At 65.6% G+C, this 26,412-nt stretch carries 25 protein-coding genes, 1 pseudogene and 1 other annotated feature; of the genes and pseudogenes, 13 read left to right on the forward strand and 13 right to left on the reverse strand.

From position 1 onward, the window contains the following. Positions 1-11 precede the first annotated feature (11 nt). From OCH7691_RS20275 to OCH7691_RS23410, 4 genes are read right to left on the reverse strand one after another with little or no spacing between them, the layout of a single operon-like run. The gene (locus tag OCH7691_RS20275; protein ID WP_085885411.1) at positions 12-956 is read right to left on the reverse strand and encodes an MBL fold metallo-hydrolase; all 945 of its coding nucleotides are present in this window, start codon (positions 954-956) and stop codon (positions 12-14) included. Between the two features lie 30 nt (positions 957-986). Then, on the reverse strand, positions 987-1,934 hold the full coding sequence (locus OCH7691_RS20280) for a fumarylacetoacetate hydrolase family protein (protein ID WP_085885412.1): 948 nt from the start codon (positions 1,932-1,934) through the stop codon (positions 987-989). A gap of 26 nt (positions 1,935-1,960) precedes the next feature. Further along, positions 1,961-2,737 (reverse strand): cyclase family protein, encoded by a 777-nt coding sequence (locus OCH7691_RS20285; protein ID WP_085885413.1) that lies wholly within the window; start codon positions 2,735-2,737, stop codon positions 1,961-1,963. Next, positions 2,734-3,501: a TetR/AcrR family transcriptional regulator gene (locus tag OCH7691_RS23410; RefSeq protein ID WP_306456048.1), complete on the reverse strand. Its 768-nt coding sequence runs from the start codon at positions 3,499-3,501 to the stop codon at positions 2,734-2,736. Before OCH7691_RS23410 ends, OCH7691_RS20285 begins: the two co-directional genes overlap by 4 nt. A gap of 96 nt (positions 3,502-3,597) precedes the next feature. Between OCH7691_RS23410 and OCH7691_RS20295 the strand changes: the two genes are divergently transcribed. From OCH7691_RS20295 to OCH7691_RS20305, 3 genes are read left to right on the forward strand one after another with little or no spacing between them, the layout of a single operon-like run. After that, positions 3,598-4,692, forward strand: coding sequence for a C4-dicarboxylate TRAP transporter substrate-binding protein (locus tag OCH7691_RS20295; RefSeq protein ID WP_085885414.1), 1,095 nt, complete (start codon positions 3,598-3,600; stop codon positions 4,690-4,692). Beyond that, the gene (locus OCH7691_RS20300) at positions 4,689-5,237 is read left to right on the forward strand and encodes a TRAP transporter small permease subunit (RefSeq protein WP_085885415.1); all 549 of its coding nucleotides are present in this window, start codon (positions 4,689-4,691) and stop codon (positions 5,235-5,237) included. The genes OCH7691_RS20295 and OCH7691_RS20300 overlap by 4 nt, the downstream gene beginning before the upstream one ends. Continuing rightward, positions 5,234-6,568, forward strand: a complete 1,335-nt coding sequence (locus OCH7691_RS20305; RefSeq protein ID WP_085885416.1) for a TRAP transporter large permease — start codon at positions 5,234-5,236, stop codon at positions 6,566-6,568. The genes OCH7691_RS20300 and OCH7691_RS20305 overlap by 4 nt, the downstream gene beginning before the upstream one ends. Here the strand turns inward: OCH7691_RS20305 and OCH7691_RS20310 are convergent. Then, positions 6,562-7,263 (reverse strand): hypothetical protein, encoded by a 702-nt coding sequence (locus OCH7691_RS20310; RefSeq protein WP_085885417.1) that lies wholly within the window; start codon positions 7,261-7,263, stop codon positions 6,562-6,564. The genes OCH7691_RS20305 and OCH7691_RS20310 overlap by 7 nt on opposite strands. Before the next feature lie 209 nt (positions 7,264-7,472). Between OCH7691_RS20310 and OCH7691_RS20315 the strand changes: the two genes are divergently transcribed. The 3 genes from OCH7691_RS20315 (at position 7,473) to OCH7691_RS20325 (ending at position 9,805) form a co-directional block, all read left to right on the forward strand. Further along, the gene (locus tag OCH7691_RS20315; protein ID WP_085885418.1) at positions 7,473-8,375 is read left to right on the forward strand and encodes a sensor domain-containing diguanylate cyclase; all 903 of its coding nucleotides are present in this window, start codon (positions 7,473-7,475) and stop codon (positions 8,373-8,375) included. A gap of 92 nt (positions 8,376-8,467) precedes the next feature. Beyond that, complete coding sequence (locus OCH7691_RS20320; RefSeq protein ID WP_085885419.1) at positions 8,468-9,505, forward strand: 2,5-dihydroxypyridine 5,6-dioxygenase NicX family protein; 1,038 nt, start codon at positions 8,468-8,470, stop codon at positions 9,503-9,505. Between the two features lie 93 nt (positions 9,506-9,598). Continuing rightward, the gene (locus OCH7691_RS20325; RefSeq protein WP_085885420.1) at positions 9,599-9,805 is read left to right on the forward strand and encodes a hypothetical protein; all 207 of its coding nucleotides are present in this window, start codon (positions 9,599-9,601) and stop codon (positions 9,803-9,805) included. A gap of 54 nt (positions 9,806-9,859) precedes the next feature. On the opposite strand, the gene OCH7691_RS20330 is transcribed toward OCH7691_RS20325, so the two are convergent. The 7 genes from OCH7691_RS20330 to OCH7691_RS20360 form a co-directional block, all read right to left on the reverse strand. After that, positions 9,860-10,333 carry a MarR family winged helix-turn-helix transcriptional regulator gene (locus tag OCH7691_RS20330; RefSeq protein ID WP_085885421.1) on the reverse strand — a complete coding sequence of 158 codons (474 nt, stop codon included), beginning with the start codon at positions 10,331-10,333 and terminating at the stop codon, positions 9,860-9,862. 19 nt (positions 10,334-10,352) lie between these two features. Next, positions 10,353-11,669, reverse strand: a complete 1,317-nt coding sequence (locus OCH7691_RS20335; protein WP_085885422.1) for a TRAP transporter large permease — start codon at positions 11,667-11,669, stop codon at positions 10,353-10,355. A gap of 4 nt (positions 11,670-11,673) precedes the next feature. After that, a complete protein-coding gene (locus tag OCH7691_RS20340; RefSeq protein ID WP_085885423.1) occupies positions 11,674-12,192 on the reverse strand; it encodes a TRAP transporter small permease in 519 nt (172 codons plus the stop codon). Positions 12,193-12,271: 79 nt separating this feature from the next. Beyond that, the gene (gene dctP, locus OCH7691_RS20345) at positions 12,272-13,243 is read right to left on the reverse strand and encodes a TRAP transporter substrate-binding protein DctP (protein ID WP_085885424.1); all 972 of its coding nucleotides are present in this window, start codon (positions 13,241-13,243) and stop codon (positions 12,272-12,274) included. A gap of 31 nt (positions 13,244-13,274) precedes the next feature. Next, positions 13,275-14,810 (reverse strand): indolepyruvate oxidoreductase subunit beta family protein, encoded by a 1,536-nt coding sequence (locus OCH7691_RS20350; RefSeq protein ID WP_085885425.1) that lies wholly within the window; start codon positions 14,808-14,810, stop codon positions 13,275-13,277. Next, positions 14,807-16,954 carry a thiamine pyrophosphate-dependent enzyme gene (locus OCH7691_RS20355; protein ID WP_085885426.1) on the reverse strand — a complete coding sequence of 716 codons (2,148 nt, stop codon included), beginning with the start codon at positions 16,952-16,954 and terminating at the stop codon, positions 14,807-14,809. Before OCH7691_RS20355 ends, OCH7691_RS20350 begins: the two co-directional genes overlap by 4 nt. 130 nt (positions 16,955-17,084) lie before the next feature. Then, positions 17,085-17,915, reverse strand: a complete 831-nt coding sequence (locus OCH7691_RS20360; protein ID WP_085885469.1) for an IclR family transcriptional regulator — start codon at positions 17,913-17,915, stop codon at positions 17,085-17,087. Between the two features lie 183 nt (positions 17,916-18,098). Here OCH7691_RS20360 and OCH7691_RS20365 point away from each other — a divergent pair, with 183 nt between their 5' ends. From OCH7691_RS20365 to OCH7691_RS20395, 6 genes are all read left to right on the forward strand, one after another. Continuing rightward, complete coding sequence (locus OCH7691_RS20365) at positions 18,099-19,259, forward strand: TAXI family TRAP transporter solute-binding subunit (protein ID WP_085885427.1); 1,161 nt, start codon at positions 18,099-18,101, stop codon at positions 19,257-19,259. 71 nt (positions 19,260-19,330) lie between these two features. Continuing rightward, a complete protein-coding gene (locus OCH7691_RS20370) occupies positions 19,331-21,247 on the forward strand; it encodes a TRAP transporter permease (protein WP_217808171.1) in 1,917 nt (638 codons plus the stop codon). A gap of 94 nt (positions 21,248-21,341) precedes the next feature. Beyond that, complete coding sequence (gene queF / locus OCH7691_RS20375) at positions 21,342-21,803, forward strand: preQ(1) synthase (protein ID WP_085885429.1); 462 nt, start codon at positions 21,342-21,344, stop codon at positions 21,801-21,803. Between the two features lie 170 nt (positions 21,804-21,973). After that, positions 21,974-22,345 (forward strand): hypothetical protein, encoded by a 372-nt coding sequence (locus tag OCH7691_RS20380; protein WP_085885430.1) that lies wholly within the window; start codon positions 21,974-21,976, stop codon positions 22,343-22,345. A 258-nt stretch (positions 22,346-22,603) separates the two neighbouring features. Further along, a complete protein-coding gene (locus OCH7691_RS23055; RefSeq protein WP_139839821.1) occupies positions 22,604-22,900 on the forward strand; it encodes a hypothetical protein in 297 nt (98 codons plus the stop codon). Continuing rightward, positions 22,897-23,244, forward strand: coding sequence for a hypothetical protein (locus OCH7691_RS20395; protein WP_085885433.1), 348 nt, complete (start codon positions 22,897-22,899; stop codon positions 23,242-23,244). The genes OCH7691_RS23055 and OCH7691_RS20395 overlap by 4 nt, the downstream gene beginning before the upstream one ends. Positions 23,245-24,373: 1,129 nt before the next feature. On the opposite strand, the pseudogene OCH7691_RS23680 reads toward OCH7691_RS20395, so the two are convergent. After that, positions 24,374-25,319: pseudogene (locus OCH7691_RS23680) on the reverse strand (IS3 family transposase); the annotation flags it as partial. After that, positions 24,922-25,038: a sequence feature (AL1L pseudoknot), on the reverse strand. Its footprint overlaps the pseudogene before it by 117 nt. A 504-nt stretch (positions 25,320-25,823) precedes the next feature. Between OCH7691_RS23680 and OCH7691_RS20405 the strand changes: the two are divergent. After that, positions 25,824-26,165, forward strand: a complete 342-nt coding sequence (locus OCH7691_RS20405; protein ID WP_085885435.1) for a helix-turn-helix domain-containing protein — start codon at positions 25,824-25,826, stop codon at positions 26,163-26,165. Positions 26,166-26,412 lie beyond the last annotated feature (247 nt).

A 26,412-nucleotide genomic window follows, 5' to 3' on the forward strand; every position in this document is an offset into this window, starting at 1 on the left:
CGGACCCGGTCTCAGCGCGCGAGCCTGGCCATGCGACCGAACAGCTCGACGATGTTCGGCGGTGCGGTGCTGCCGGAAAATTCCCGGTAGAGCGTATCGACATTGACCGCGATCCGTTCGCCGTCGCCCCAGGACGAGTAATCGTCGAGCGCGATGTCCTGCGCCGCCTCGAACGACGACATCCCGGCGTCAAAGCGCTTGCGGGCCTCGGCGCTGACATACTCCAGGTAGCCCTGGACCGCCGCGACACCGGCCTTGTCGGTGATCGGCCCGTGGCCCGGCACGATGGTCTCCACATCCATGGCGAGGATGCGCTCGCAGGCGCGAATCCAGTTGGCGACCGGGCCGGCCCACATGATCGGGTGTCCTTCGATGAACAGGATGTCGCCGGTGAAGACGGTCCGGTCGGACGGCACATGGACCAGCACGTCGCCCTTGGTGTGTGCCGGGCCGACCTCGATCAGTTCGACCGTCCGGTCGCCGACGCTCACCGTCAGTTCCCGGTCGAAGGTGCGGGTCGGCAGCGTCGTCTTGATGCCCTCGAAGTCGAAGGCGCCGAAGATCCGCTTCATGTAGTCGCCAAGTTCGCCCATCTGCGGCGCTGCCTTCATCATCTGGGCGAGCATCGCGGCGGGGACTTCCTCCATCTCTTCCGCGCTGGCCCGGCTGGCGATGATTTCGGCGCCCTCGACAAGCTCGTTGCCCCAGCAGTGATCGCCGTTGGCATGGGTGTTGACGAGGCATTCGATATTGGCCGCCGCCCTGGTCGCGCCGCGCATCGCGGCCAGCATCTCGCGCGTCAGGTCGAGATCGAAGAGGGTATCGACCAGCATCGATTCATCGCCGTCGACGATCAGCCCGGCATTGCTCCAGCCCCACGAACCGTCGGGCTGCATGTAGGCATAGACGCCATTGCCGAGATCCTTCAGCCCCTTGTCGTAGCGGCTTCGCGCCATGTTTCTTCCCTTCCCCAGGGCCTGCCGGCCTCAACGCCGGACGAAGCGGTTCTCCAGAATGCCGATCTTCTCGATCTCGAGCGTGACGACGTCGCCCGCCTCGGGAAAGCGGCCGATCTCCAGGCCGCAGCCGGTGCCGACCGTGCCGGAACAGACGATTTCGCCGGCATGGATCGTCTCCGACGCCGAGATATGGGCGAGAATGGCGTCGAAGCGATGCTGCATGGCCCGGCTGTTGCCGCCGCCGCGCCGTTCGCCGTTGACCCGGACCTCCATGGCGAGCGCGTAGGGATCACCGATCTCGTCGGCGGTAACGATCCACGGACCGAAGACGTTGCCGGTGTCGAAATCCTTGCCCTTGGCCGGGCCAAGCTGGCCGGCCATCTCGCGAAGCTGCGCGTCGCGGGCCGAGCAATCGTTGAAGATCGTATAGCCGAAGATATGCTCGGCGGACCGTTCCGCCGGGATGTCGACGCCCGTCCGGCCGATCACGCAGGCCAGTTCGAGCTCGTAATCCATGATGCTGGAATAGGCCGGCCAGACCACGTCGTGGCCCGGGCCGACGACGGAAAAGCGGTTGGCCTTGTAGTAGATCGGCTGCTCGTACCAGACCGGCGGGATCGCGCCCTTCTGGCCGGTCATCTTCTCGGCCGTGACAAGACAGTTCTGCAGATGCTCCTCGAAGACGAGGCAGTCGCGAATCTGGCGCGGCTCGGGGATCGGGGCGAGGAGCCGCAGGCCGTCGAGCGGAAGCACGGCGGACGCGCGGGGCGCCTCGGCAAGTGCGCGGCAGCCCGCGAGCGCGGCCTCGCCGCCGTCGATCAGGGCCAGCATGGAAGCGAAATGGCCGGATGCCGTGGCACCCGTGGCCGCCTCGGCGGCCGCGAGGTCGAGAACCTCGGCTTCGCCGGCCAGCACGAGGCCGACCCGGGCAGGGCCGTTGCTGTCGTTCCGGGACTGGAAGGTGCAGAGCTTCACCGGTTTCTCCCCCTTGCCGGTTTCGGTTATTCCTCGATGATCGCGACCGCGCGGGTCCAGCCCGCCGAGGCGCCGCGGATCTTCACCGGAAAGCAGGCGACGGTGAAGCCGTGTGGCGGCAGCGCTTCCAGGTTGTGCAGCTTCTCCAGGTGGCAATAGCCGATGTCGCGCCCGGCCTTGTGGCCTTCCCAGATGATCGAGGGGTCGCGCGCCTCGGCGTAGCGTTCCGCCGTGTAGGTGAAGGGCGCATCCCAGGACCAGGCGTCGGTTCCGGTGAGCCGGACACCGCGTTCCAGGAGATACATGGTCGCCTCGTAGCCCATGCCGCAGCCGGCATCGACATAGCCGTCCCCGCCATAGGCGCTCCCCGCGCGGGTATTGACGACGACGATATCGAAGGGCTGGATCTCGTGGCCGATCCGGGCGAGCTCGGCCTCGACCTCCGCCGCGGTCACCACATGGCCGTCGGGCAGGGCGCGGAAATCGAGCTTCACGCCGGGCCGGAAGCACCAGTCGAGCGGCACCTCGTCGATGGTGATCGCCCGCTCGCCCTTGTTCATCGTCGAGGCAAAGTGATAGGGCGCGTCCAGATGGGTGCCGTTGTGCGTGATCAGCTCGACCTTCTCGATCGCCCAGGCCTCGCCGTCCGGGAGATCCGCCTGGGTTAGGCCGGGAAAGAAGGCGGTCATCCCGTCCACCGACATCGAATGGTCGACATAGTCGATCTTCGGCCGGAACGGCGCAGGGTCGGAGACGACGTCGTTCTCCAGCGGGATGGAAATGTCGATGAAGCGGCGGCTCATGGCGCGGGTCCTTCCGAGGGCCGGCTGCTGTCAGGGGCGGCACGGCAAGCGCGGAAGCCGGCGGCGAGAAATGGCGTCAGGTGGTCGGTGATCCGTTCGAGCGACGCCGAACGGTAGTGCCCGTCGCTCAACCGGTCGACCCGTCTTGTTTCGGCGAAAATATGCAACATCGCCCCCATCAGGAAAGAGAAACCCCACATCACTTCCTCTTCGCTGCGGTCGGGCAGCGCGTGGCCGAATGCCGCGATGAAGCGCCGGGCGGTCGGGTCATACTGCTGGCTCAGCTGCTCGACATTGCGGACGTTCGGCGTGTTGGAGGCCTGGGCGATCAGCCGGGTGAAGCTTTGCCAGCCCGGATCGCCCGACAACCGGGCCTCCAGTATCGGGCGGACGAAGGCGTCAATCAGCGATTCGAGTGGCGGCGATGCCGGCGCATGGTGTCGCTCCAGGGCGTCGAGACGGCTCCGCCGGCTTTCGCCGAGATGGGCGCTGCGGCGCTCGAAGACCGCGCTCCAGAGCGCGTCCTTGCTGCCGAAATAGTAGTTCACCATCGAGGTCTGCACGCCGGCCGCCTCGGTGATCTGGCGAATTGAGACGCCGTCGTAGCCGTGATCGGCAAACAACGCTTCGGCCGCGTCCAGAATTCGCGACCGGCTTTCCTCCCCGGCGGAGCTTCGACGCGCCTGTGACATCCATTGATTGAACGTTCGTACAAATTTCTTGTCAAGGCGGTATCGGGATGCAATCATTTTTTCGTCAATCATAGAAAACGCGTCCCGGCCGGCCAGGGCTGCCGCCTCACAGTCGTATATGGGCAGGCGCACAGAGACCGGCACGGGAGGCCAAGAGGAGGAAGCGGCATGTTCGGGGAAATCGGCGGACTGATACGTCGTGGCGGCGCGTTGCTGTCGGTCGCGGCATTGGGGGCGGGGCTCGCGTTCGCGGCCGCACCGGCCTCGGCGGAGACCTACAAGTTGACGGCGGCGGCCGGTCATCCGCCGGTCTTCCTGTGGGTCAAGCTCCTGAGCGAGTTCTATATTCCGGAGGTCGACAAGCGTCTCGCCGCCGCCGGCGCGGACAAGATCGAATGGACGGAAGCCTACGGCGGCACCGTGGCCAAGATCGGCGGTGTGCTCGAGGCGATCGAGGAGGGCGTGGTCGATATCGGCTTCGTCGGCACCATCTTCGAGGCGCCGAAGATGCCGCTTCAGAATGTCTCCTATGTCTGTCCCTTCGGCAGTGCCGACATCGCCACGGTCAGCGGCGCGATCGTCAAGCTGCAAAGCGAGATCCCGGCGATGGCCGACAGCTGGACGCGTTACAACCAGGTCTATCTGGGCGGCGCCGCGCTTGACAGCTATCACCTCTTCACGAATTTCCCGGTCACCTCGGTCGCCGACCTGGCTGGCAAGAAGATCCTCGCCCCCGGCCCGTCCGCCAACTGGGTCAAGGATACCGGCGCGGTCGCGGTCGCCGGCAATCTCAAGACCTATTACAACGACATCAAGACCGGCGTTGCCGACGGCGTGCTGACCTTCACCACCGGGGCCTGGGCGTCCAAGGTCTTCGAGGTGGCGCCCTATGTCACCAAGGTCAATTTCGGCGCCCAGTTTGCCGGCGGCCTGTCGATCAACAAGGATGTCTGGGACGGCTTCTCGCCCGAGACGCAGAAGATCTTCCGCGACGTCGCGGCGGAATACGACGTGCGCTTTGCCGAGGCCCAGCAGGCAGCGGCCGACGCGCTGCTCGCCAAGATGATCGAGGGCGGCGCCAAGGTCTCCGAACTCGCGGCCGGCGAGCGGATGAAATGGGCCATGATGATCCCGAATGTCGCCAAGGAATGGGCCGCGACCCAGGACGCGGCCGGGCTTCCGGGAACCGAGGTTCTGAAGGGCTTCATGAGCACGATCAAGGCTTCCGGCGCGGACGTTCCGCGCGACTGGTCGGCTGAATGACGAGAGGCGCGGGCGGCGGCTGGCGCCGCCGCCCGATCATCGCGTTCGAACGCCTGATGGGGGTGATGAACGCGGTCGGTACGGCCTGGATCTTCGTCCTGATGGTTCTCATCAATGCCGACGTGATCGGTCGCGAGGCGTTCGCGGCACCGGTTCGCGGGGTTTCCGAGATCGTCTCGCTGTCGATTGTCGGCATCGTCTTCATGCAGCTCGCTCACACCCTCTGGGTCGGCCGATTCACCCGCTCCGACGCCTTCCTGACACGGATCCAGGCCCGCTGGCCGCGCTTTGCCGGCGGGCTCGAGACGGTCTACTGCCTGACCGGCGCGATCCTGTTCGCGATCCTGTTCTGGGCCTCGCTGCCGTTCTTCACGCGGGCCGTCGATATCGGGGAATATGTCGGCGCCCTCGGTGACTTCACGGCGCCGACCTGGCCGGTCCGGCTGATCATCCTGCTTGGCGCGGCGGTGACCTCGGTCGCCTTCCTGATCCTCGCCGCCGGCCATCTGAAGATCGCGCTCCGGGGCCGGGAGACGGCCGGGTGAGCGGGCTCGAGATCGGTCTCTGTTCGCTCGCCGCGATGCTCATCCTGATCTGGCTCGGCATGCATGTCGCGGTCGCGCTAACCCTGCTCTCGTTCCTCGGCGTCTGGGCGATCAAGGGCAACTGGGTGGTGGCGAGCAAGCTGCTGGCGCTGGCCGCCTATGATTCCATTGCCAGCCACATCTTCGGCGTCGTCCCGCTGTTCGTGCTGATGGGACTGCTCGTTTCGGTATCCGACATCGGCAAGGACACCTTCGAGATCGCGCACCGGATGTTTCACCGGGTCCGTGGCGGTCTCGGCATCGCCACAGTGGCGGCGAACGCGGTCTTCGCCGCGATCACCGGCATTTCCATCGCCTCGGCCGCCGTCTTCACCAAGGTCGCGGTGCCGGAAATGCTGCGGCTGGGCTATACGCCGCGTTTCGCCACCGGTGTCGTCGCCGGGTCGTCCGTGCTCGGCATGCTGATCCCGCCGAGCCTGCTCCTGATCCTTTACGGCTTCCTGGCGGAAACATCGGTCGGCGCGCTTTTCATCGCCGGGATCGTGCCGGGCCTCGTGCTCGCTTGTGCCTTCGCTGTCCTGATCGTCTTTCTTGCCCATCGGGTGCCGTCCTTCGTGGGCGGCGACGAGGGACGGTCGGTGTCGGCCAATGGCGAGGGCAATGACGCCGGGGCGCTCAGCCTGGCCATTATCCTCGCGAAGCTCGGGCCGATCGTGCTGCTGATCGGCCTCGTTCTCGGCGGCATCTATGGCGGCTTCTTCACGCCGACGGAAGCCGGCGCGGTCGGCGCGCTCGGCGCTCTGCTGCTGGCGCTCGCCAAGCGCAAGCTGAGCCTGCGCGGCTTCTGGCAGGTCCTCGTCGAGACCGGTCACGTGACCGTCTCGATCTCGTTCCTGATTATCGCCGCCTCGATCTACACGCGGATGCTCACGCTCTCCGGCATCCCGCAGTTCGTCATCGGCGGGATCGAGGGGGCGGAACTCGGCTTCGCCGCCGTGCTGGCGATTTACGTGGTGATCGTGCTGCTGATGGGCACGGTACTCGATTCGACCTCGATCATGCTGGTGTCGCTGCCGCTGATCCTGCCGGTCATGATCGGCTTCAATGCCGACCTGGTGTGGTTCGGGATCGTCACCGTTCTCGCGGTCGAGATCGGCCTGCTGACGCCGCCGCTGGGGATCGCGGTTTACGTGATCGCGAGCACGCTCGACGATCCGCGGATCAAGCTCGGCGACATCTTCATCGGCGCCGCGCCGTTCGCGGCGATCATGCTGCTGGTGCTGATCGCGGTGATCCTCTGGCCCCCGCTCAGTATCGCGCTGGTCTATTGAGGGGGATCGACGGTCGCCGATTTCGGCGCCGGTGCGGCGCGCTGGAAGCGGGCGGCAGCCTGTTCGACCAGCGGCGCGATGTCGCCCAGTGCCTCGAGTTCGATCTGGTCGCGGAACAGCGTGGCGAGGGTCAGGCCGCTCTTGCGGTCTCCGGCGGTGCGGTTGGGCAGGGCCTTCAGCATATCGAGGCCTTCGCGGAAGCGTGCTGCCGCCTCTTTCCGCCGACCGGTATCGGCGGCAAGGCGGGCGAGCAGGGCCAGCGCCTCGGTCAGTTCATGGCGATGGCGGCGGCGGTCGAGGGCGGCAAGATCGCGAAGCAGCGCGACCGCTTCCTCGCAGGCCGCGTGCGCGGTGCCGAGCCGGTTCGCGGCTGTCGCATAGGATGCCGCCCGGCGCAGCGCGCCCGCGAGATCGGGCAGATGGATCGGGTCGCGTTCGGTGGCCAGCGTCCGGTAAAGCTCGACCGCTTCGAATGCGATCGCCGACGCCTTGCCGAAGCGGTGCATCTGGGCATTGACCTCGGCCGCGTCCAGCAGCGCCTCGGCAAGTCCGGCGCCGGTACTTTCCGGTTGCCGGCTCTCGATCGCCCGATAGGCCGCGACCGCCGCGCTTGCCGCGGCGAGTGCTTCCTCGAGTTGTCCCGCGCGTCGCGCATGCCGCCCGAGATGCACGAGCAGGGGGGCGAGTGCGGTCAATTGTGAAGGTTTCACGTTGTCCCGGTCGGTCTGGTCTGTCCGCGTCGCAGGATACGCAAGATTGCCCGAAAGCGCCAATCCGGATCACGTCCGGCGCGGCGCAGGACCGGTTATACAGTTGGACTTTGGGCAATGAGTCCGGTTTAACGGGGGCGACGCTCAGTGGTGGTTCCGGAAACAGCCGGCGGCGGACGCCAAAGCAGGTAGTGATGCGTAATACGGTACTGTCGCAGGTCACGGGCGATGTCGCGCTCGACGCATTGCTGGACAGCATTGTCGATGCCGTCATCCTGATCGACGAGGGTGGCATCATCCGGCGCTTCAACAAGGGCGCTGAAAGGATTTTCGGCTATGGCCGCGATGAGGCGCTCGGTCGCAACGTCGCCATGCTGATGCCGGCCGAACATGCCACCCGCCATGACGGCTATCTGGCGCAATACCGGGAAACCGGCGAAGCCCGGATCATCGGCATCGGCAGGGAGGTCGTGGCCCGTCGCAAGGACGGGACGGAACTTCCAGTGGTGCTCTCTGTCGGCGTGCTCGAAATCCTCGGCGAGCGTTTCTTTGTCGGCAATATCCACGACCTGACAGTCGAGGCGCGTCTGCGTCAGCTGGCGACGGTCGATCAGCTGACGGGGGCGTTCAACCGTGGCCATTGCCTGGAACTCGCGGCCCGGGAGTTCAATCGCCAGCGCCGCCACGGCGGTTCGATTGCGGTGCTGCTTCTCGACATCGATCGCTTCAAGTCGGTGAACGACACTTTCGGTCATGCGACCGGCGACCTGGCGCTCAAGGGCTTCACGGACGCCTGTCGCGGCGATCTGCGCGATGTCGATATCTTCGGCCGGATCGGTGGCGAGGAGTTCCTGCTGATTCTTCCCGAGGCCGACCGGACGCAGGCGGAACTGGTGGCGGAACGGCTGCGTCGGGCGACCGAGGACATCGTCCTGCCGAACCCGGACGGCGAGACTTTCGGCTTCACGGTGAGCATCGGCATCGCCTGTGTCGAGCCGTCCGACGAGGCAATCGAGAATGCGATCCGGCGCGCCGACGCGGCGCTGTACCGGGCCAAGGCGGCCGGACGCAACCGGGTCGAGTTCCGCGCCGGCTGATATTGTTCCGGCATGCCGGATCAATTGCCATGGGCCGGTGCCGGCGCTAACACTGACGGCGGACCTTGGCGCCGTCAGAAGGGGAGAGTTCGATGCTGACCGACCGGCTGGAAGGCAAATGGCTTGATTGCTTCGAGGAAGTGCTGGCGCTGTCCGCCGTGAAGAAGGGCGAATCCGTCGCCATCCTCTCGGAATCGCAGTCCCGGGCGCTCAACGTCCAGCTCGTCGAACTTGCCCTGCACCGTCTCGGTGCGAAGGCCTATCACGTGATCGTGCCGACCCCGGCGCAAACCTTGCCGGTGCCGGTCCGCTCCACCGGCGCCTCGAACGCGCTGGCCGGGCAGGACGCGGTGGTCAAAGCGCTGGCCGCCGCAGACATGGTCGTCGATCTGACCGTCGAGGGCCTGTTGCATGCACCCGAACTGCCGGGGGTCGTGCGCGGCGGAACCCGCATGCTGTTCATCAGCAACGAGCATCCGGAAGCGCTGGAACGGCTCAAGCCCGACCCGGAACTGGGCGCCCGTGTCGACGGGGCGATCGCGATGATGAAGGCGGCGAGCGAGCTTCGCGTGACCTCGCCTGGCGGTACCGATCTCATCGTCGATGTCTCGGGCGCCCCGGTCGGCGGCGCGCGGGGCTTTGCCGCGGCGCCGAAATCGGTCGATCACTGGCCCGGCGGCCTGGTCGCCTGCTTTCCCAGGGCCGGCTCGGTCAACGGGCGGATCGTCCTCGACCGGGGCGACCTCAATCTCACCTTCAAACGCTACGTCGAGGAGCCGATCACGCTCCAGATCGAGGACGATTTCGTCACGACGGTCGAGGGCCGGGGCGTCGATGCCGAACTGCTCCGCAGCTATTTCGAGGTCTGGGGCGACCGCAATGCCTATGCGACCTCGCATGTCGGCTGGGGGCTCAATGAACGCGCCCGCTGGGATGCCGTCACGATGTACGACAAGCGCGACATGAACGGCACCGAACAGCGCACCTTCGCCGGCAATTTCCTCTATTCGACCGGCGCCAACCAGTTCGCCAAGCGCTTCACGCTCGGCCATTTCGATTTGCCGATGCGGCACTGCACGGTGCTGCTCGACAACCGGCCCGTCGTCGAGGACGGAAAGCTGGTCGGCTGAACCCCGCGTCCGTCCGGGCGCCTTGAAGTTGCCATGCCCGGTGCCACGTCCTGACTGAATGACTTCAGTGGAACCCAGGAAGGGATCGTCGGCATGACCCATCGGAAAATCATCCCGCTCGCGCTGGTACTTTTCGCGGCCGGATTGTCCGGTTGCGCCGGCAGCTTCTACAGCCGGACCTGCGAGGAACGGGGGCTGGTCAGCGGCACCGAGGCCTTTCAGCGCTGCCTCGCCGAACTGCAGCGGGAACAGGACGTCAATGACCGGATGAACAATCGGTACAAGAGCGGCGGCCCCTGAACCGGGGTCGTCGTCCGTACCGGTCGCCTCGGCTGGTCGAAGGGTCCGGGGCGTTCAGGGATAGGGCGAGCGGCGGATATTCTCGAGCACCTTGTGCAGGGTTTCGATGAGGCCCTCGACCGTCGCTGCGTCCAGACCCAGAACGGCGCGACGATAATGGCGCATGGCGATCGGCAGGATCGTCTCGAAGACGTCGTGCCCCTTCGCCGTCATGTGCAGGTTGACGATCCGCTGGTCCTCCGGCGGCGAGCGGCGCTTGACGAGACCGCGCTTGACCAGCCGTTCGACGACCCGCGACAGGGTCGATTGCTCGATGACCGTATAGACCGAGACCTCGCCGATGCTTCGGCCGTCGGCGACGCGGAGCACGGCGAGCACGCGCCAGTCGGGCAGCGTCATGCCAATACCGCGCAGTTCTTCCGCCAGATCGGTATTCAGCCGGTTGGAAATGCGATTGAGCAGATAGGGGAGGAAGTCGTCGAGGCAGAGCCCGTCCGCCAGCGGCGCCATTCCTTTTCCATCCTGCATGCGCTCCGTTTCCTCTTGCTCAACGCCGCATGATTGTCGGCAACCAGGTCGCAATGTCGGGGACCGCGACGATGATGGCCAGCGCGATGAGCTCCAGCACGATGAAGGGGGCAGCGGCCGCGTAGATCTGGCCGAGCGTGATATCGGGTGGCGCGACGCCCTTCATGACATAGAGCAGCAGCCCGAAGGGCGGCGTCGTGAAGCTGATCTCCATGACGATCAGCATCAGCACGCCAAGCCACAGCAGGTCGATCCCGACCAGCTTGGCCAGCGGAATGAAGAACGGCAGGGTGATCATGATCATGCTGACCTGATCCATGAAGGCGCCGAGGAACAGCAGCACGACCAGCATCGCCAGCAGGATCATGAACGGCGTGGCCTCGAAACTGTTGATCACGCCGAGCAGGCCATTCGTCGCGCCGGAGAAGGCGAGGATCTGCGAGAAAGTCACCGAGGCGACGATGATGAACAGGATCATCACCGCGATCTTCGCGGTTTCGCGCATCGACTTGATCATCACCTTGACGCTCAGGCTGCGATAGCCGGCGGCGGCGATCGCCGAGGCGGTACAGCCCAGTGCGGCGGATTCGGTCGGAGTCGCCCAGCCGGCGAGGATCGAGCCGACGACGACAGCGAAGATCCCGAACAGCGGCAGCACGTAGATGACGAAGGGGCGCCAGCGGTTCCAGCCCCGCACGGCCTCGATCTCGTAGGAGGGGGCAAGCTCGGGCTTGAGACCCGCCCGGATCACCACGTAACCGAGGAAGAAGATGCTCAGCATCAGGCCGGGAATGATGCCGGCGATCAGCAGCTTCGAGATCGAGATCCCGGCGAGACTGCCGAGCAGCACGGCCAGCGCCGAGGGCGGAATCAGCATGGCGATGCTGCCGGCGGCCATTATCGGGCCCATCGCGAGCGTCGGGTGATAGCCGCGCTTCAGCATGTTGGGCAGCAGCATGGAACCGAGCACGGCGGTATTGGCGATCGTCGAACCGGACAGCGAGGAGAAGATCGTTCCGCCGACGACCGACACGATCGAGAGCCGGCCCGGAACCCGGCTGATCAGCCGGTCGACCGCGTCGATCGCCTTGAAGGCGACGCCGGAGTGAAACAGGATCTCGCCCATCAGCAGGAAGAGCGCGATCGGCACAAGGGTGAAGGAGGTGAGCGAGGCCATCGCGTTGCGGGCGAGTTGCGTCAGGCCCGCTTCACCGCCCAGGAAGACGAAGGCGCCGACGATGTTGACGCCGAGAAAGGCGAAGGCGACGGGCAGCCCGATGGCCATCAGCGCGCAGAGCAGCCCGAGCATCAGGACGAGTGCGGAAAGCCAGTCCATTCTCTCAGAGTCCGTCCAGCACGGTGTCGTTCCCGGCCTCCGTCCTGCCGCGCACGGCGCGCACGAGACGGACGACGAATTCGATTGCCAGCAGTGCCATCGATGCCGGCAGCACGGCGAGCAGCCACCATTCGGTGACGACCAGATCCTTGAAGATCAGCGAGTTCGACTCGGCCGAGGCGATCGTCGCGGCGAGGCTGTACCAGAACAGGATGAGCGAGATCGCGAGGCCGATCAGGTCGGTGACGATCTCGAGCGCGAGCGCCGCCCGGCGCGGCACGTTTCCGACAACGAGATCGACGCGCACGTGTGCGCCGAGCCGGAGCACCCAGGGCGCGGCAATGAAGGTCGCTCCGTAGAGCGCATATTCGGAAATCTCGATCAGCCAGCCGAAATTCCCGAGCCCGACATTGCGGATCACCACGTCGATGCTGACGAACAGTGCCAGCAGGACGAAGACGAAGCCCGCGAGCAGGCCGCAGGCATCGAGCAGCGTCGAATAGAGGGACGCCAGTTGCTTCATGTTGTCACCAGAACACGGGGGCGCGAGCGACGCACGACACCGGCCGGAAGATACCGGCCGGTGTCGGCAGTCGGCAAGATTACTTGCTCAGCAGCTCCTGGAGCTTCGGACCATGCTCGGTGTTGGCCTCGAGGAACGCCTTCCAGCCGGAATCGTAGGCCAGTTGCAGGTAGTCATCGGCAACCTGGCCCTCGAAGGTGATCGCCTGGATGCCTGCCTCGGTCTGCCGGGCGATTTCCTTCTCGGCGATTGCCTTGTCCTCCTCACAGAGCGATTCCAGCCACTGGACGGCGCTGTTGATAACGCCGCGCTCGGCGTCGCTCAGCTTCTTCCAGCTGTCGAGGTTCATCAGGATCTCGACGGAGGCCCGGTAGAAGCCCGGGTCGACACGATACTTCGTCACCTCGTGCCAGCCGAGATCGAGCACCCCGACCGTGGGCCAGCCGTAGCCGTCGACCGTGCCGCGCTCCAGCGCGGTGTAGACCTCGCCCGGCGCGGTACGGATATTCTCCGCCCCCATGGCGGCGAAGAAGGCGCGGTAGATCGGCGTCACGCGGATCTTGAGGCCGGTCAGGTCGGGCTTGTCGATCTTCTTGTTGAGATAGATGTGGAAGGGGACGCAGTCCTTCTGGCGGGCCAGGAGTTCGGCGTTCACCTTCTCGTTGTGCAGCTTGTTCATGTATGCCCAGGCGCCGTTCTGCCGTTCCTCCTGGATCGTGTAGCGCGACAGCTTGATGGCGTCGGCCTCCGGCAGCAGGTTGGTGTAGAAGGCGCCCGGCAGATTGCCGATATCGACGACGCCGGTCTTGACGGCGTTGCCGAGCTCGAACGGGTTCATCACCTTGCCGCCGCCGCCGACATAGTTGATCTGGATGACGCCCTTGCCGGACTCGTTCACCTTGTCGATGAAGCGCTGGAAATTGACGCTGAACGTGGTGTCGTCGGCGAAGGCGCTGACCGCGCGGAGCGTGGTCTCGGCCGAGGCGCTGCCGGCCGCCGCGAGAAGCGCGGCGCCGCAGGCGGCGGCGATGAGGTAGCTGGTCCGTTTCATGGTTTCGTTTCCTCCCTTGTGATGATGGGATCTAGGCGACGTTGCGCCTGGACCCGTCCCCTGATGCTTCCCCGGTCGTCTCCAGTGCCTGGTGAAGCGCCGTTCCCTTGTCGTCGGCGAGCGCCGCGGCGATGCCGTCGGCCAGTGCCCGGGCCGGATCGGTCGGCCCCTGGCCGGTCAGCGCCGGCTCCACGATACCACCGATCAGCAGTTCGAAGTTGGCCCGTCCGCGTTCGTGCGTGTCGCCATAGCCCTTGATCAGGCGGGCCAGCTCGGCCACCTGCATGGCGAAGTCCGGTCCGATCCGCCCGGCGCGCTCGATCAGCTCGAGCCAGCGTCCGATGCCGGCCTGTTCCTCCTCGAAGCGCAGCGAGCGGCGACGCCAGCCGCGAAGACCGGCGAGCAGGCGCAGCCGGAGATAGCCGCTGATGCTGTCGGTGCGGAGCCGCATCGTGAAATGCAGCTGGCGGGCCCGTTCGCTGCGGGCGGCCCAGCGCCGCACCGTGCGGCCGAGCCCGGCCGGCAGCACCGAGACGATCTCCTCGATGCCGGGCTTCAGGAACTCGCTGATCCGGACCGGCTCGTCGGCCTTCGCGCCGACTTCGGCACGTACCGCGGTCAGCCGGTCGGGCCGGGACTTCTGGTCGGCGACCCGGATGACGTCCTGGTAGGCCATCCAGAGCGCCAGGTAGCGTCCGGTTTCGCGCGTCAGGGGAAACTCGCCCCCGGCCGTGCCGAGAGTCTGCTCCTGGGCCAGGATCCGCTGCATGCGGTCGAGATAGAGCGCCCCATAGGCGGGATCCTGGAAGTCGATCACGCGCCGGAGGCCTTCGCCCAGGATGGCGTGGCAGGCAGCGGGAAACTCCGCCTGAAGCTGCGCCTCGAGCCCGGATGCGCTGAGTGCCCGGGGCCTGGCCGGTGCGGCCGTCGCCTTCGGACCTTCGCCGCGCACAGACGCGCGCCCGGCATTGAAGCCGCGCAGGCTCGCCTCGACGGCAACGCCGCCGGCGCGGATCGCCGCCTCGAGCCGCTCCGCGCCGACCGGCAGGATGTCGGCTTCGGCGATGGCGCCGAGAATGACCGCGTTGATGACCGTGCCCTGTTCGCGGGCAAGCGCGGCGAAGTCGCTGAGGATCGGCCGTTTTGCAAGCGTCCCGGCGGCGCGCACGATCCGCGAATGGTCGATCAGCCCGTCGCCCAGCGCGGTCTTCTCGCCGATTGCGTAGATCCGGTGCGAGGAGGCGACGAGCGTCGTCCGGTCGGGGGTCACGAAGCCCATTTCCATGGCGCGCCCGGCCTCGACCAGCTCCGACGCGACCATCAGGTCGATACCGCCGGGACTCGGATAGAGACCGAGGACCGGCGCGCCGTCGTCCAGCGGCGCATCCCGGTCCGGATAGATCTCGACATAATAGGTCGTCGCGCCGGTCCGCTGGGCGACGCCGGGGATCGAGGTCTTCTGGACGGGAAGCCCCTCGGCGGTCGCCGCCTCGACCAGCCAGTCGGTGAGCACGCCACCGCCTTCACCGCCAAGCGCAGCGATGAGGATCGCGACCGGGCGGGTCATGACGCCTGTGCCGCGTTCGGGGACTTCGGCGTCAGCCAGCCGATCACGCGGCGGCGGACGGCTGCGAGCAGGCGGTCGCCGAGCCCGGGATTCTGCACGATCTCGGCGCGGTAGAAGGAGGGGCAGAGCACGGCGGCGTCCGCGACCTCGCCGCACAGGCCACAGCCGACGCAGCTCTGGTCGACATGGGCGACCGGATCGCGTCGCAACGGATCGCTCGACGGCTTGACCGTCAGCGACGGGCAGCCCGACAGCCGGATGCAGGCGTGGTCGCCGGTGCAGACATTCTCATCGACGCCGAAGCGGGTGCGGACGACGCGCTTTCCGGCGGCCAGCTGCTTGCGGATCAAAGGCTTGATGCGGCGCTGGCGGGCGAGCTGGCATTCGCTCTCGGCGATGATGACCTTGAGGCCGGGAAGCTTCGTGGTCATGGCCTCTTTAAGCGCCTTCTTCATTTCGCCGACGCGGTAGGTGGTGATCGTCTTCAGCCATTTGACGCCGACGCCACGCAGGGCGTGCTCGATGTCCTGGCCGGTCGGCTCGTTGGCGAAATTCTTGCCGGTGGACGGGATATACTGCTGACCGGTGGCCGAGGTGTAGCCGTTGTTCATGATCAGCAGGATCGAATCGTTCTTGTTGAAGACCGCCGAGGTGACGCCGCTGGTCAGGCCGTTATGCCAGAAGCCGCCGTCGCCCATGATGCTGATGACGCGCTTGTCGAAGGCCGGTCCGACCGCGGTCGAACTGGCCAGACCGAGGCCGTAGCCGAGCACCGAGTTGCCGATATTGAACGGAGCCAGCGTCGAGAAGGTATGGCAGCCGATGTCGGCGGCGACATGAATCCTGCCCATGTCGCGCTCAAGCAGCTTGATGGCGCTGAATACCGGGCGTTCCGGGCAGCCGGTGCAGAAGCCGGGCGGCCTCTTCGGCATCGGCGCGCCGAGCAGTTCGGCGGCCTCGGCCTTGATCCGGGCGATCCGCGCCACCTCGGCGCCGAGCGGCGCCAGCTCGATACCGTCCGGCACCGCGCCTTCCAGGAAGGCGACGAGCCCGTTCAGCAGGACCTCGGCGGTATATTCGCCGGCCATCGGCAGGACGTCCTTGCCGACCAGCGTGGTGTTGAGATCGGCCTTGCGGAGCAGGGCATGGAGCGCGTCTTCGAGAAACGCGGGCTGGCCTTCCTCGACCACCAGCACCGCGCGTTTGCCGGCGCAGAAGCCGGCGACCTCGTCCGGCACGAGCGGGTAGGTGACGTTCAGAACGTAGAGCGGGATGTCGGTGCGTCCGAAGGCGTCGGCGAGCCCGAGCTGCTGCAGGGCGCGGATCACCGAATTGTAGAGCCCGCCCTGCATGACGATGCCGACATCGTCGCTGGCGCCTGCGAAGATCTCGTTGAGCTTGTGGTCACGGACGAGATCGACCGCCGCCGGGAAGCGCCGCTTCACCTTGTCCTGCTCCTGCGTATAGGTGGAAGGCGGCAGGCAGATGCGCTCGTAGTCGAAGTCGGGCTCGCTCAGCAGGTCGTTCCGGGAGATTGCCGGGCGCTTGTTGTCGCTGGTGCGGAAACGGCCATGGACATGGCAGGCGCGGATCCGGAATTCCATCATCACTGGCGTGCCGCTGGCCTCCGAAAGCTCGAAGGCCTGCTCGGTCAGGCGTACCATCGTCGGATGATGGGGCCGGGGGTCCATCAGCCACATCTGCGACTTCATCGCGAAGGCGTGGCTGCGCTCCTGGATGATGCTGGCGCCCTCGCCGTAGTCCTCGCCGAGGATGATGAGCGTGCCGCCCTTGACGCCGGCCGAGGCGAGATTGGACAGCGCGTCCGAGGCCACGTTGGTGCCGACGGTCGATTTCCAGACGACGGCGCCCCGCATCGGATAGTTGATCGAGGCGGCGCACATCGCCGCCGCGGCGGCCTCGTTCGGACAGGCCTCGAAATGGATGCCCATGTCGTCGAGGATCGACCTGGCATCCGCCATCACGTCGATCAGGTGCGAGACCGGCGCCCCCTGGTAGCCGCCGACATAGCTCACGCCCGACTGCAGCAGCGCCTTGGTGATGGCGAGGATGCCTTCGCCCTCGAACAGCTCGCCGTCACCGAGCTTGAGCTTCTCCACCTCCCTGGCGAATGAGCGTTCCATCGCACCCTTCCCGTCGCATTGCCGTTACCCCGCCGTGATCGCCCGACGGGAGAAATATGCATTTGCAAACATATCGCCGGAACCGGGGCATGCGGTCAAGGGCGATCGCGAGCGGCGGTCGGGAATCCGCTCAGCGCCAGCCGCACATCCCTTCGACGTTGCGGGCGAGCGCGACCAGGCGGGGAGCGATCTCGTTGCGCAGCCAGTCGAGGTCGACGCGGTAGCGCGGGCCGCCGGCGTTGAGGGCGGCGAGCCGGCCGTTCGGCTTGTCCCGCAACGGCACGCCGACGGCGAACACGTCCCGCTGCCAGTCGCCGGCCGAAAGGCAGAAGCCGGCGGTCGCGTAGTCCTCGAAGGCCTGCTCGATGCCGCGGGCGATGCGCGGCCAGTCGGCCGGATCCGCTTCCCGGCGGATGGCGTCCAGCAACGGCAACCGCTCGGCCTCGTCGAGCGCCGCCATGTAGGCCCGCCCCATCGATGTGAGCGCGAGCGGCAGGCGCGATCCGATGTCGAGGTAGAGCGCAAGGTTGCCGCGCCCCTGGCAGATCTCGACATAGATCATCGCGAGATCGTCGCGGCTGCCCATGGCGACGGCGAGATCGGCATCGCGCGCGAGTTCGGCCATCATCGGGCGGGCCAGGCTGCGCAGCCGATTGTTGGCCAGCACCGTATAGCCGAGCGCCACGACCGCCGTGGTCGGTTCATAGGCGCCGCGTTCGCCGCGCTGGGTCAGGTAGCCGAGCCGGGTCAGAGTGCTGGTCAGGCGCGATACGGTCGAACGCGGCAATCCAGTCCGGGCGGAAAGAACCTGGTTGTTGAGCGGGCCCTCGCCCGGGCGGAAGGCACGGAGGATGTCGAGGCCGCGGGCCAGCGCGGTCACGAAATGGCGATCCTTCTCGGTGTCCCGTTCGCCTTCCGGGTTCATCTGCATCCCGGGCGCTTCGGCGCTGGGGTCGGTCATGCTGCCGTCCGTCATGGTTTCTTTCTTTTTCCGTCGATCGCGTCACGTGTCCTTTGCGCGTTATCGGTACTTTACCCGCCATGTCATTCATAGCAGAATAGATTTCTGCATGTCGGAACGGACGCAACGCGGCGTTATCGGCGATTGGATAATAAAATCGCAGATCCCTTGGGAGGGAACAGGATGAGAATTAAGCCTATCGTGGCAGCGCTCGGCGCTGCTTTCGCAGTGAGCGCCTTTGCCGGCGGCGCCTTTGCCGCCGAGGTCAAGTTGCCGTCGACGATGGCCTGGACCGCCTACAACACCGGCACGACCGGATACAACCAGTCGGTCGCCATCGGCGCCGCGCTCAAGGACAAGTACAACGTTACCCTGCGCGTCATCCCGGGCAAGAACGACGTCTCGCGGCTGACCCCGGTCCGCCAGGGCAAGGCCCAGTTCTCGGCCAACGGCATCGGCACCTATTTCGCCCAGGAGGGTGTCTTCCAGTTCGGCGCCAAGGGCTGGGGCCCGCAGATGATCCGCATGGTGATGGCATCGCTTTCGGACGCCAATCTCGGTGTCGGGGTCGCCGCCGATCTCGGGATCAAGACCTGGGCCGATCTCAAGGGCAAGCGGGTCGCCTGGGTTCGTGGCGGCGATGCCCTGAATATCGGGGCCGAGGCCATGCTGGCCTGCGGCGATCTCACCTGGGACGAGGTGGAGAAAGTCGAATTTCCGGGTTACGGCGCATCCTGGGATGCGCTGGTCAGCAACCAGGCCGACGCCGCCTTCGCCTCGACCGTGTCCGGCCCGACGCGGAAGCTCGAGGCCTCGCCGCGCGGTATCTTCTGGCCGCCGGTGCCCCATGACGATGCCGGCTGCTGGGAGCGGATCGCCAAGGTTGCCCCCTACTTCGTGAAGTCGATGGGCACTCTCGGTTCGGGTGGAATCTCGGCGGACAATCCGCACGAGGGCGCCGCCTATCCCTATCCGATCCTGATGACCTATCCGGATCGCGACAACGAGCTGGTTTACTCGGTGACGCGGACGCTGAACGAAGAGTTCGACGTCTACAGCCAGGCCGAGCCGGCCGCCAAGGGCTGGGCGATGGACAAGCAGAGCTTCCAGTGGGTCGTGCCCTACCACGACGGCGCGATCGCCTATTTCAAGGAGATCGGTGTCTGGACCGACGCCATGCAGATGCACAACGACAAGCTGGTCGAGCGCCAGAATGTCCTGCATGCAGCGTGGGAGCAGATGAGCTCGAAGGACGGGCTGGATGACGAAGCGTTCCAGACGGAGTGGATGAAGGTCCGCGCCGCGGCGCTTGAAAAGGCAGGCTTCGAGCCGGTATGGCGCTAACCTCGTCAGAGGTAAAGCCGGCGGAGGTGGAAGTAGGCCGCCACCGCCGGCTGTCCCCTGCGTGGCGGGGGGTGATTATCCTCGCCGCGACGCTGGCGATCCTGCTCAGCGTCAACCAGTTGTTCAATCTCAGGTTCTTTGTCGGGTACACGATGCTCGACAACCAGTATCTCTATTCGCTGCTGGGCCTTCTCCTGCCGCTCACCTTCCTCGCGTTCCCGATCCGCGGCGGCATGACCGACCGGCGGCTGCCCTGGTATGACGCGCTGCTGGCGATCGTGACGATCGTCGTCTGCTGCTACTTCGTCGCGACTTCGGAACAGAATGTCGACGAGGGCTGGGAGTTTGCCGCGCCCGAGCAGGCGGTCTGGTTCTCGGTGGCGCTCTGGGGCTTGCTGCTCGAGGGCTGCCGGCGCGCCGGCGGGATCGCGCTGTTCATCATCGTCTTCATCATCTCGCTCTACCCGACCTATGCCGACATGGTGCCCGGGCCGATCTCGGGCTTCGCCACCACCTTCTCGGACACCGCCGCCTATCACGCGCTGTCGACCGAGAGCGTGCTCGGCATCCCGATGCGGGCCTTCGGCCAGCTCGTCCTGGGCTTCCTGATCTTCGGCGTCGCGCTCCAGCATACCGGCGCGGGCCGCTTCTTCATCAATCTCGCCTTCGCCCTGCTCGGCCATGTCCGGGGCGGGCCGGCAAAGGTCGCGATCTTCTCCTCGGGCCTGATGGGCTCGATGAGCGGCAGCGTGATCACCAACGTGCTCACCACCGGCGTGATGACCATCCCGGCGATGCGCCGGGTCGGCATCTCGCGTTCCTATGCCGCCGGAATCGAGGCCTGCGCCTCGACCGGCGGCGTGCTGATGCCGCCGATCATGGGCGCGACCGCCTTCGTGATGGCATCGATCCTGAACGTGCCCTACGCCGAGATCGCGATCGCCGCGGTTATCCCCTCGGTGCTCTACTTCTTCGGCCTGTTCATGCAGATCGACGCCTATTCGGCCCGCGAAGGGCTGAAGGGCCTGCCAGCGGAGGAAATGCCGACGCTGCGCGAGACCTTCAAGGAAGGCTGGTACTTCGTCGCGGTCTTCGTGCTCCTGGTCTGGATGCTCGTCTATCTGAACCGCGAGGCGCTGGCACCCTATTACGCGACAGTGCTGCTGATCGCGATCAACCAGGTCACCTCGCGCGGCGGCGATCGCTGGGACATGAAGAAGCTGCTGGCCTTCGTCGAGGGTGTCGGCCTGCTGTTCGCCGAACTCGCCGCGATCCTGGCCGGCATCGGGCTGATCGTCGGCGCGCTTTCGGTGACCGGAATGGCGGGGACGCTGGTCAACGACCTGATCCATATCGCCGGCGGGTCGACGATCCTGCTGCTGGTGATGGGGGCGATCACGAGCTTCATCCTGGGCATCGGGATGACCGTGACGGCGGCCTATATCTTCCTCGCCATTGTCCTCGCGCCGGCCCTGATCCAGGCCGGCCTCGATCCCTTCGCGGTGCATCTGTTCATTCTGTACTGGGGGATGCTGTCCTACATCACGCCGCCGGTGGCGCTCGGCGCCTTCGCGGCCGCAACGCTTGCCGGGTCGACCCCGATGCGGACCGGGTTCGAGGCGATGCGGCTCGGCAGCATCATCTATTTCATCCCGTTCTTCTTCGTCTTCAACAGCGCCTACATCATGCGGGCGCCATGGCCCGAGGTGCTGACGGTCGCGGCCGGCGGCCTGTCCGGCGTGGTGCTTCTGGCGGGCGGTCTGCAGGGTTACCTGATCGGGATCGGCACGCTGAAGGGCAACCCCTTCGTCGAATGGCCGGTCAGGCTGGCGATCGCGGTCGGCGGCATCCTGCTGGCCACGCCCGGCGGCGGGCTGGTGCCGGTCAGCAATACGGAACTCAACCTGGCCGCTCTCGTCATTGCCGGGCCGGCGGCGGCGGTCGCCTTGATGCTCAATCGCCGGGCGGCCTCCAGCCCGGCGATCTGATCCAACGAAACGCCGGCGGGCGGGGGTGCGCAAGTCCCTTTACCCGCCGGCGATCTTGGCTAGGATCGCCGCTTCGCCGAAGCGGAGTGATCCCATGTCCGACTATGATAGCCACCTGACGCAGCTCGGCGGTCCGGCCGCCATTCCCGAAACGCCTGAAAAGGCCAAGCTCGAGCGTGTCCCCAACCCGCATCCGGACAGCCTCTACGTCGCCCGCTTCACCTGCCCGGAATTCACCTCGCTCTGCCCGGTCACCGGCCAGCCGGATTTCGCCCACCTGGTGATCGACTATCTGCCCGGGCCATGGATCGTCGAATCCAAGTCGCTCAAGCTCTATCTCACCTCGTTCCGCAATCACGGCGCCTTCCATGAGGATTGCACGCTGTCGATCGGCATGCGGATCGCTCGGGAAATGGAAGCCCGCTGGCTCCGCATCGGCGGCTACTGGTATCCCCGCGGCGGCATCCCGATCGACGTCTTCTGGCAGACCGGTGAGCCGCCGAAGGGGCTCTGGCTGCCCGACACCGGGGTCCCGACGTATCGCGGACGCGGCTGAGCAGCGCCAGGCGTCAGTTCTGTACGCGGTCCTTGATGACGTAGAGACCGTTCTCGATGCCGGTGAACATCTTCTGGGTTGAGGGGAGCCTCTAGGCTTTTGATTTCCTTTTGTTTTCAGCATCGTTAATAGCGATCACTGGTAACTCTTTGAGAGCAAAGGGAAACGAAATGCACACTGAGCGGCACACTGCGATCGACACGGACGCACTCGCTGACGTGCGGGCGCTGCTGGAGGAGGAAGCGTCCTACTTGTTCACCTACAGCACGGACCCGGACGAACGCGAGCCTTGGGAGCGCTGCCAGCGCGCTATCGCGACCATCGACCGCATACTCAACGGCACGGCCGCGCACGCGCCGGTGGAGGCGTGGGCTGTGAAGAAGGCCGGCGACCCCGTTGAAGTGCGAAACATCCGCCCGACAGAGGAGGCCGCCGAAGCTGCGCTTTATCAAGCGCGCACGGGTGGCGGCATCTATTTCGGCGACGATGACGGCTGTTCTGTCGTCCCCGTCAAGATCACAGAAGTCGCAAAGGAGAGCTGAGATGTTGAAAGCCTGTCTCACAGCCGTCGCCCTCGCGGTGTCCCTCGCCAGCCTGTCCGCTTGCAACCCCGACGCCGGCCGAGGCGTCGTGACGGAGGTCCACACATGCTCTGCTGGTGGCTTCATGAGCACCAGACTGTGCCGCGTATCCGTGAAGCTGGACGACGGAACGCGCGTCCGGGTCACGGCGGAAGCGCCGGTCGCTTCAGGAGACCGGATCAGGTTGTACGGCGCTCGCCGCAACAGAGGTGTTGTCCTATGACCCCCACAAACGCCGACATCGAACGTCAAATCCGCCACGAGATGTCCTGCGTCGACGAGGTCGTGAAGCGTTACCGGGCCTCGCTCTCGACCGTGACCGACAGGGGCAACGTCCGGCACGCAACGCTCGCCGAGACGGGCCCGGGATCGCACATCATCTCCGCCCTGATGCCACGCCTGACGGCGGCTGTCGCGTCCTCCCAGGCGTTCGCCGCCAGCCGGATCGCGGAGGGCGGTCGGGGGCGCGCAGCCAGAAGGAGCAGCGCATCATCGACACCCTGGAGCCCGTCATGACCCAGCACCGCCTTGTGGTGGACGAAGAGGTCGCGAGGGGCGGGGAGGGGTGGAAGAGCCTGGCGCTTGAGATGAATTTTATTCATCAACTCACCCACATCACCCGCGAGCGGAACTGCCTGCGTCACGATGACCGCGTCGACTGCGTAGCGGGGGCCGTGGGGCACCTGGTCCGTGTCCTGGCGCAGGACCCTGAGCACGCCCGAAAGACCCTCCTGGAGGACGAGAAGGACCGCTGGATCGCCCAGTGGTTCAATGAGGCCGCTGAGTCCGGCCCCAGGTTCGGCCGCAGGGGCGTCATGAGGAACGGGGAGTTCACCGAGGTCTGGCAGGTGAGCTTCTGAACGAGTCCGCTGGGAGTCCCGGAAATGGGCCCTCAGCGGCCGTTAGGTTCGGCCCCTATAAGAAGGTGGGTGGGGGCGTAACGGGGCCTGAGGGGGCTCTGGAGGCCCAGCAATAGCCCCTCTGTCGCTCTACAAGCGGACGCTAGTACCGATCGAAAAATGGTCTGCGGTTCATAGACCCATATTAGGGGGCGCGCGAGCAGCAGTTCCCCCCTGGCCCCCCTTCGCCTCCCACGGCTGACCGGGGGTGGGGGGTCGCGCCTCAGCCACGCCTCGCCCGGGCGAGCTGGCCGCGCATTGACCGTCACAGTCGGCAAGGCGCATGGCGCTAGGCCAAGCGCGAAGCGGCCTTGCGGCGGATGCCCGATAACATCAGGGAGATGATAGGGGCGCTATTCAGGGGCGCGGCAAGGGGCGTAAGGGGTGCCGAGGGGCGCCTATGGGCCGGCTGATTTCAAAAGCGCGCGCCAACGCGCACCCCTGTTTATTGCGAGGGCCCGAAAAAAGTCATCAGCGACCTTTGACGGAGCGCTAGTAATTAGCTCGGGGTTGGGACCGACAGAAGCCACCAAGCGGAAGCAGAACCGCCTGATGAATCAAATACCGCTAGCGCCATGAAAGTTTCTGGATGGCAACCGACTGCGACGGCCGCTCAGAGCGCGAGAAGTTCAACTCATGGCGTGAGGCATAAGAGGCATTGGACAGCCACTTGTAGGACATTGATGAGGCTGTCGCTGCCGGGTACATGTCGGCGGAGACCGTCCCCCAGCGGGAAGATTTCCGCGTCGTCAAGCGCGGGGGCCTAGCCCTCGCGCCACAAGCGCCTGACGCGCTCCCTGTACCGCTCCAAGCCTTCCCGGTCAGGCCCGTGACCATGCTTCACGGCCGCCACGACCACTAGGGCCGGGAAGGCGGCAACAAGCCAAGCGGCGATCAGTTTTCCGGGCATCCGCACCCCACAATCGGAGAATGAAATTGGCTCACTTCCGCGGGATCGCCCGCAGCGAACGTTCTGAAGCGTCGCGCCTCGGCCACAAGACCATGGGCCTGAAGTTAGAGGCCCAGAGCTGGCGCGGCAAGATCGTCGTCACTCTCGACCAAGACCCTGGACGAACAGGCCCCGCACGCTGGCCAGATGCTCGGTGCAATTGGCCGAGAGGAATTGGCTTCGCCGGTCGCTGCGATGGACCAGGCCGCCGGTCGTGGAGCGCCTGTTCCAAGGCGTCGAGCACAAAGTTGGCGTGCGCAGTCGGACTGACGCGCCAGCCGACGATGTATTGGGCGAAGACGTCGATGACGAACTCGGCATTAACGAAGCCAGCCCTAGTGGCGACATAGGTGAAGTCGGAGACCCAGGCCTGTTCGGGGCCGGAGCTTGGAACTGACGGTTGACCTGTTCGAGCGGACACGGCGCCGCCTTGTCCCCGACTGTGATGCGGACGAACTTGCCGCGGATGACGCCCTGAAGCTCGTGTTCCCGCATCTGACGGACGACCGTGCAGCGCGCGACGTCATGCCCCTCGCGCCGGAGCTGCCGCCACCTCTTGTGCGTAATGTATGCGCCGAAGGTCTCCTCGAAGGCTTGGCGGACTTCGGCCCTCAAAGCGATATCGCGCTTGTCGCGCGTCGATGACAGACACGGGTGCGCCGCTTGGCGACATGGTCATAGTAGGTGGGTGGGGTAATCGGCAGCACCCTGCAGATCGGCTTGACCCTGAACTCCGCCGGGTGATCGTCAATGAAGGCGATTATCGCTCGAGCGGATGGTCTAGCTCCGCCTAAGCGAAACATGCCGATGCCCTGCGCAGGAACTCATTGGCCTGCCGGAGCTTGCGGCTCTCACGTTCCAGAGCCTTCAGCTTCTTGGCGACGTCGCTTGGAACGCCCGCAACGACCCCGCCGTCGATCTCGACCTTCTTGAGCCACTCCGACAGCGTCTAGGGCGCACAGCCGATCTTGCCCGCAATCGAGGTTATCGTAGCCCACCGAGACGGATCCTCGCCCCGATTCTCCCTCACATTCCGAACGGCTTGCTCGCGCAACTTAGTTGAAAACTTGCTCGTCGTCTTGCTCATGATGGCCCCTTCTTCTCAGCAGTTGGGGCCTCCGGAAATCCCGGAGCAATTCATTCGTATTAATTCACAACCACCACCGATCAGACGCAAAATGCGCCAGTAGGCCGCAGAAAACTGTCGCAGAGCGGGAGGGACCAATTTTGGCACCCACATGAGGAGGAGCTGTCTCTAGGGGGGTCTTAAAGAGACCCTTGGGTGACACTCTAGAGCCCGTAGAGTCTCTAAGTTCCCTTCAACGAGAGACGAGGAGAGAACCCAACTCTTAGAGTAACAGGAGGTTACGCCTAAAGCTCTAGGCTGACCTCCTGTCCCCTTTGAGTCTCGGCATTATCGTCTTGTCTGTGCGAGAAGGCGATCACCCTCATCGCTAGTGGAGCGACCGCTGGTCACCTCTATTGGACTGAATGGGGTGTGTCGCGCACCTACCTGGTCGGTCACGAGAGCCGGCACTAAATCGAGGCGACGAAAGGTGCCCACCCTTCAAGACAACAGACGGAATCAGCCATGACCACCACCAAGAAGCCTGCACGACTATCCGCAACCCTAACTGCCGAGGAACAGGCCGACCTGAAGCGCCGCAAGCGCGCTGCGGGCCAGTTCCTGCGCGCAACGCGCAACAACGCTGACCTGACGCAGCGCGAGATGGGCGTCAAGATCGGCTTCAATTACTACACGATGGTCGGCTCGGTCGAGAGCGGCGCGACCCGTTTGCCGGGAGCCCACTGGGCGGCCTGGGCGGACGCCGTGGGCATCGACCGCGCCGAGCTGGCCGAGCAGTTGCTCAAGGAATACGAGCCGGAAATCTATCTATGCCTAAAGGCCAAGCGTCGGGCCTTATGGAAATAATGGGATGCTGTCGCCCGTCGAGCTCGAACGGCAGCAGGAGATGAGCACTGAGGTCGTTTAGGGAACTTGAGGCTATTCAGGTCGGGGCCGTTGCCGCTGCTCAAGAGGTTGATCTCTGCGTGGAGTTCCCCCGGTTTCGTGGACAGTTAAGGGCTTGGGGATTCCAGTCTCGTTTGGGCGCTCCTTTCGTAGTTGATGGGTGACTGATAGCCGAGGGCGGAATGGCGCCTGGCGGGATTATACCAGC

This window comes from Oceanibacterium hippocampi (assembly GCF_900172325.1).
Lineage (GTDB): Bacteria > Pseudomonadota > Alphaproteobacteria > Sneathiellales > Sneathiellaceae > Oceanibacterium > Oceanibacterium hippocampi.

Excerpts from the sequence above, each read along its gene's own strand:
- OCH7691_RS20275 (WP_085885411.1), bottom strand. The coding sequence starts at position 956 with ATGGCGCGAAGCCGCTACGACAAGGGGCTGAAGGATCTCGGCAATGGC.
- OCH7691_RS20285 (WP_085885413.1), bottom strand. The coding sequence starts at position 2,737 with ATGAGCCGCCGCTTCATCGACATTTCCATCCCGCTGGAGAACGACGTC.
- OCH7691_RS23410 (WP_306456048.1), bottom strand. The coding sequence starts at position 3,501 with ATGATTGACGAAAAAATGATTGCATCCCGATACCGCCTTGACAAGAAA.
- OCH7691_RS20295 (WP_085885414.1), top strand. The coding sequence starts at position 3,598 with ATGTTCGGGGAAATCGGCGGACTGATACGTCGTGGCGGCGCGTTGCTG.
- OCH7691_RS20300 (WP_085885415.1), top strand. The coding sequence starts at position 4,689 with ATGACGAGAGGCGCGGGCGGCGGCTGGCGCCGCCGCCCGATCATCGCG.
- OCH7691_RS20315 (WP_085885418.1), top strand. The coding sequence starts at position 7,473 with ATGCGTAATACGGTACTGTCGCAGGTCACGGGCGATGTCGCGCTCGAC.
- OCH7691_RS20320 (WP_085885419.1), top strand. The coding sequence starts at position 8,468 with ATGCTGACCGACCGGCTGGAAGGCAAATGGCTTGATTGCTTCGAGGAA.
- OCH7691_RS20325 (WP_085885420.1), top strand. The coding sequence starts at position 9,599 with ATGACCCATCGGAAAATCATCCCGCTCGCGCTGGTACTTTTCGCGGCC.
- OCH7691_RS20330 (WP_085885421.1), bottom strand. The coding sequence starts at position 10,333 with ATGCAGGATGGAAAAGGAATGGCGCCGCTGGCGGACGGGCTCTGCCTC.
- OCH7691_RS20335 (WP_085885422.1), bottom strand. The coding sequence starts at position 11,669 with ATGGACTGGCTTTCCGCACTCGTCCTGATGCTCGGGCTGCTCTGCGCG.
- OCH7691_RS20340 (WP_085885423.1), bottom strand. The coding sequence starts at position 12,192 with ATGAAGCAACTGGCGTCCCTCTATTCGACGCTGCTCGATGCCTGCGGC.
- dctP (WP_085885424.1), bottom strand. The coding sequence starts at position 13,243 with ATGAAACGGACCAGCTACCTCATCGCCGCCGCCTGCGGCGCCGCGCTT.
- OCH7691_RS20350 (WP_085885425.1), bottom strand. The coding sequence starts at position 14,810 with ATGACCCGCCCGGTCGCGATCCTCATCGCTGCGCTTGGCGGTGAAGGC.
- OCH7691_RS20355 (WP_085885426.1), bottom strand. The coding sequence starts at position 16,954 with ATGGAACGCTCATTCGCCAGGGAGGTGGAGAAGCTCAAGCTCGGTGAC.
- OCH7691_RS20360 (WP_085885469.1), bottom strand. The coding sequence starts at position 17,915 with ATGACCGACCCCAGCGCCGAAGCGCCCGGGATGCAGATGAACCCGGAA.
- OCH7691_RS20365 (WP_085885427.1), top strand. The coding sequence starts at position 18,099 with ATGAGAATTAAGCCTATCGTGGCAGCGCTCGGCGCTGCTTTCGCAGTG.
- queF (WP_085885429.1), top strand. The coding sequence starts at position 21,342 with ATGTCCGACTATGATAGCCACCTGACGCAGCTCGGCGGTCCGGCCGCC.
- OCH7691_RS20380 (WP_085885430.1), top strand. The coding sequence starts at position 21,974 with ATGCACACTGAGCGGCACACTGCGATCGACACGGACGCACTCGCTGAC.
- OCH7691_RS23055 (WP_139839821.1), top strand. The coding sequence starts at position 22,604 with ATGACCCCCACAAACGCCGACATCGAACGTCAAATCCGCCACGAGATG.
- OCH7691_RS20395 (WP_085885433.1), top strand. The coding sequence starts at position 22,897 with ATGACCCAGCACCGCCTTGTGGTGGACGAAGAGGTCGCGAGGGGCGGG.
- OCH7691_RS20405 (WP_085885435.1), top strand. The coding sequence starts at position 25,824 with ATGACCACCACCAAGAAGCCTGCACGACTATCCGCAACCCTAACTGCC.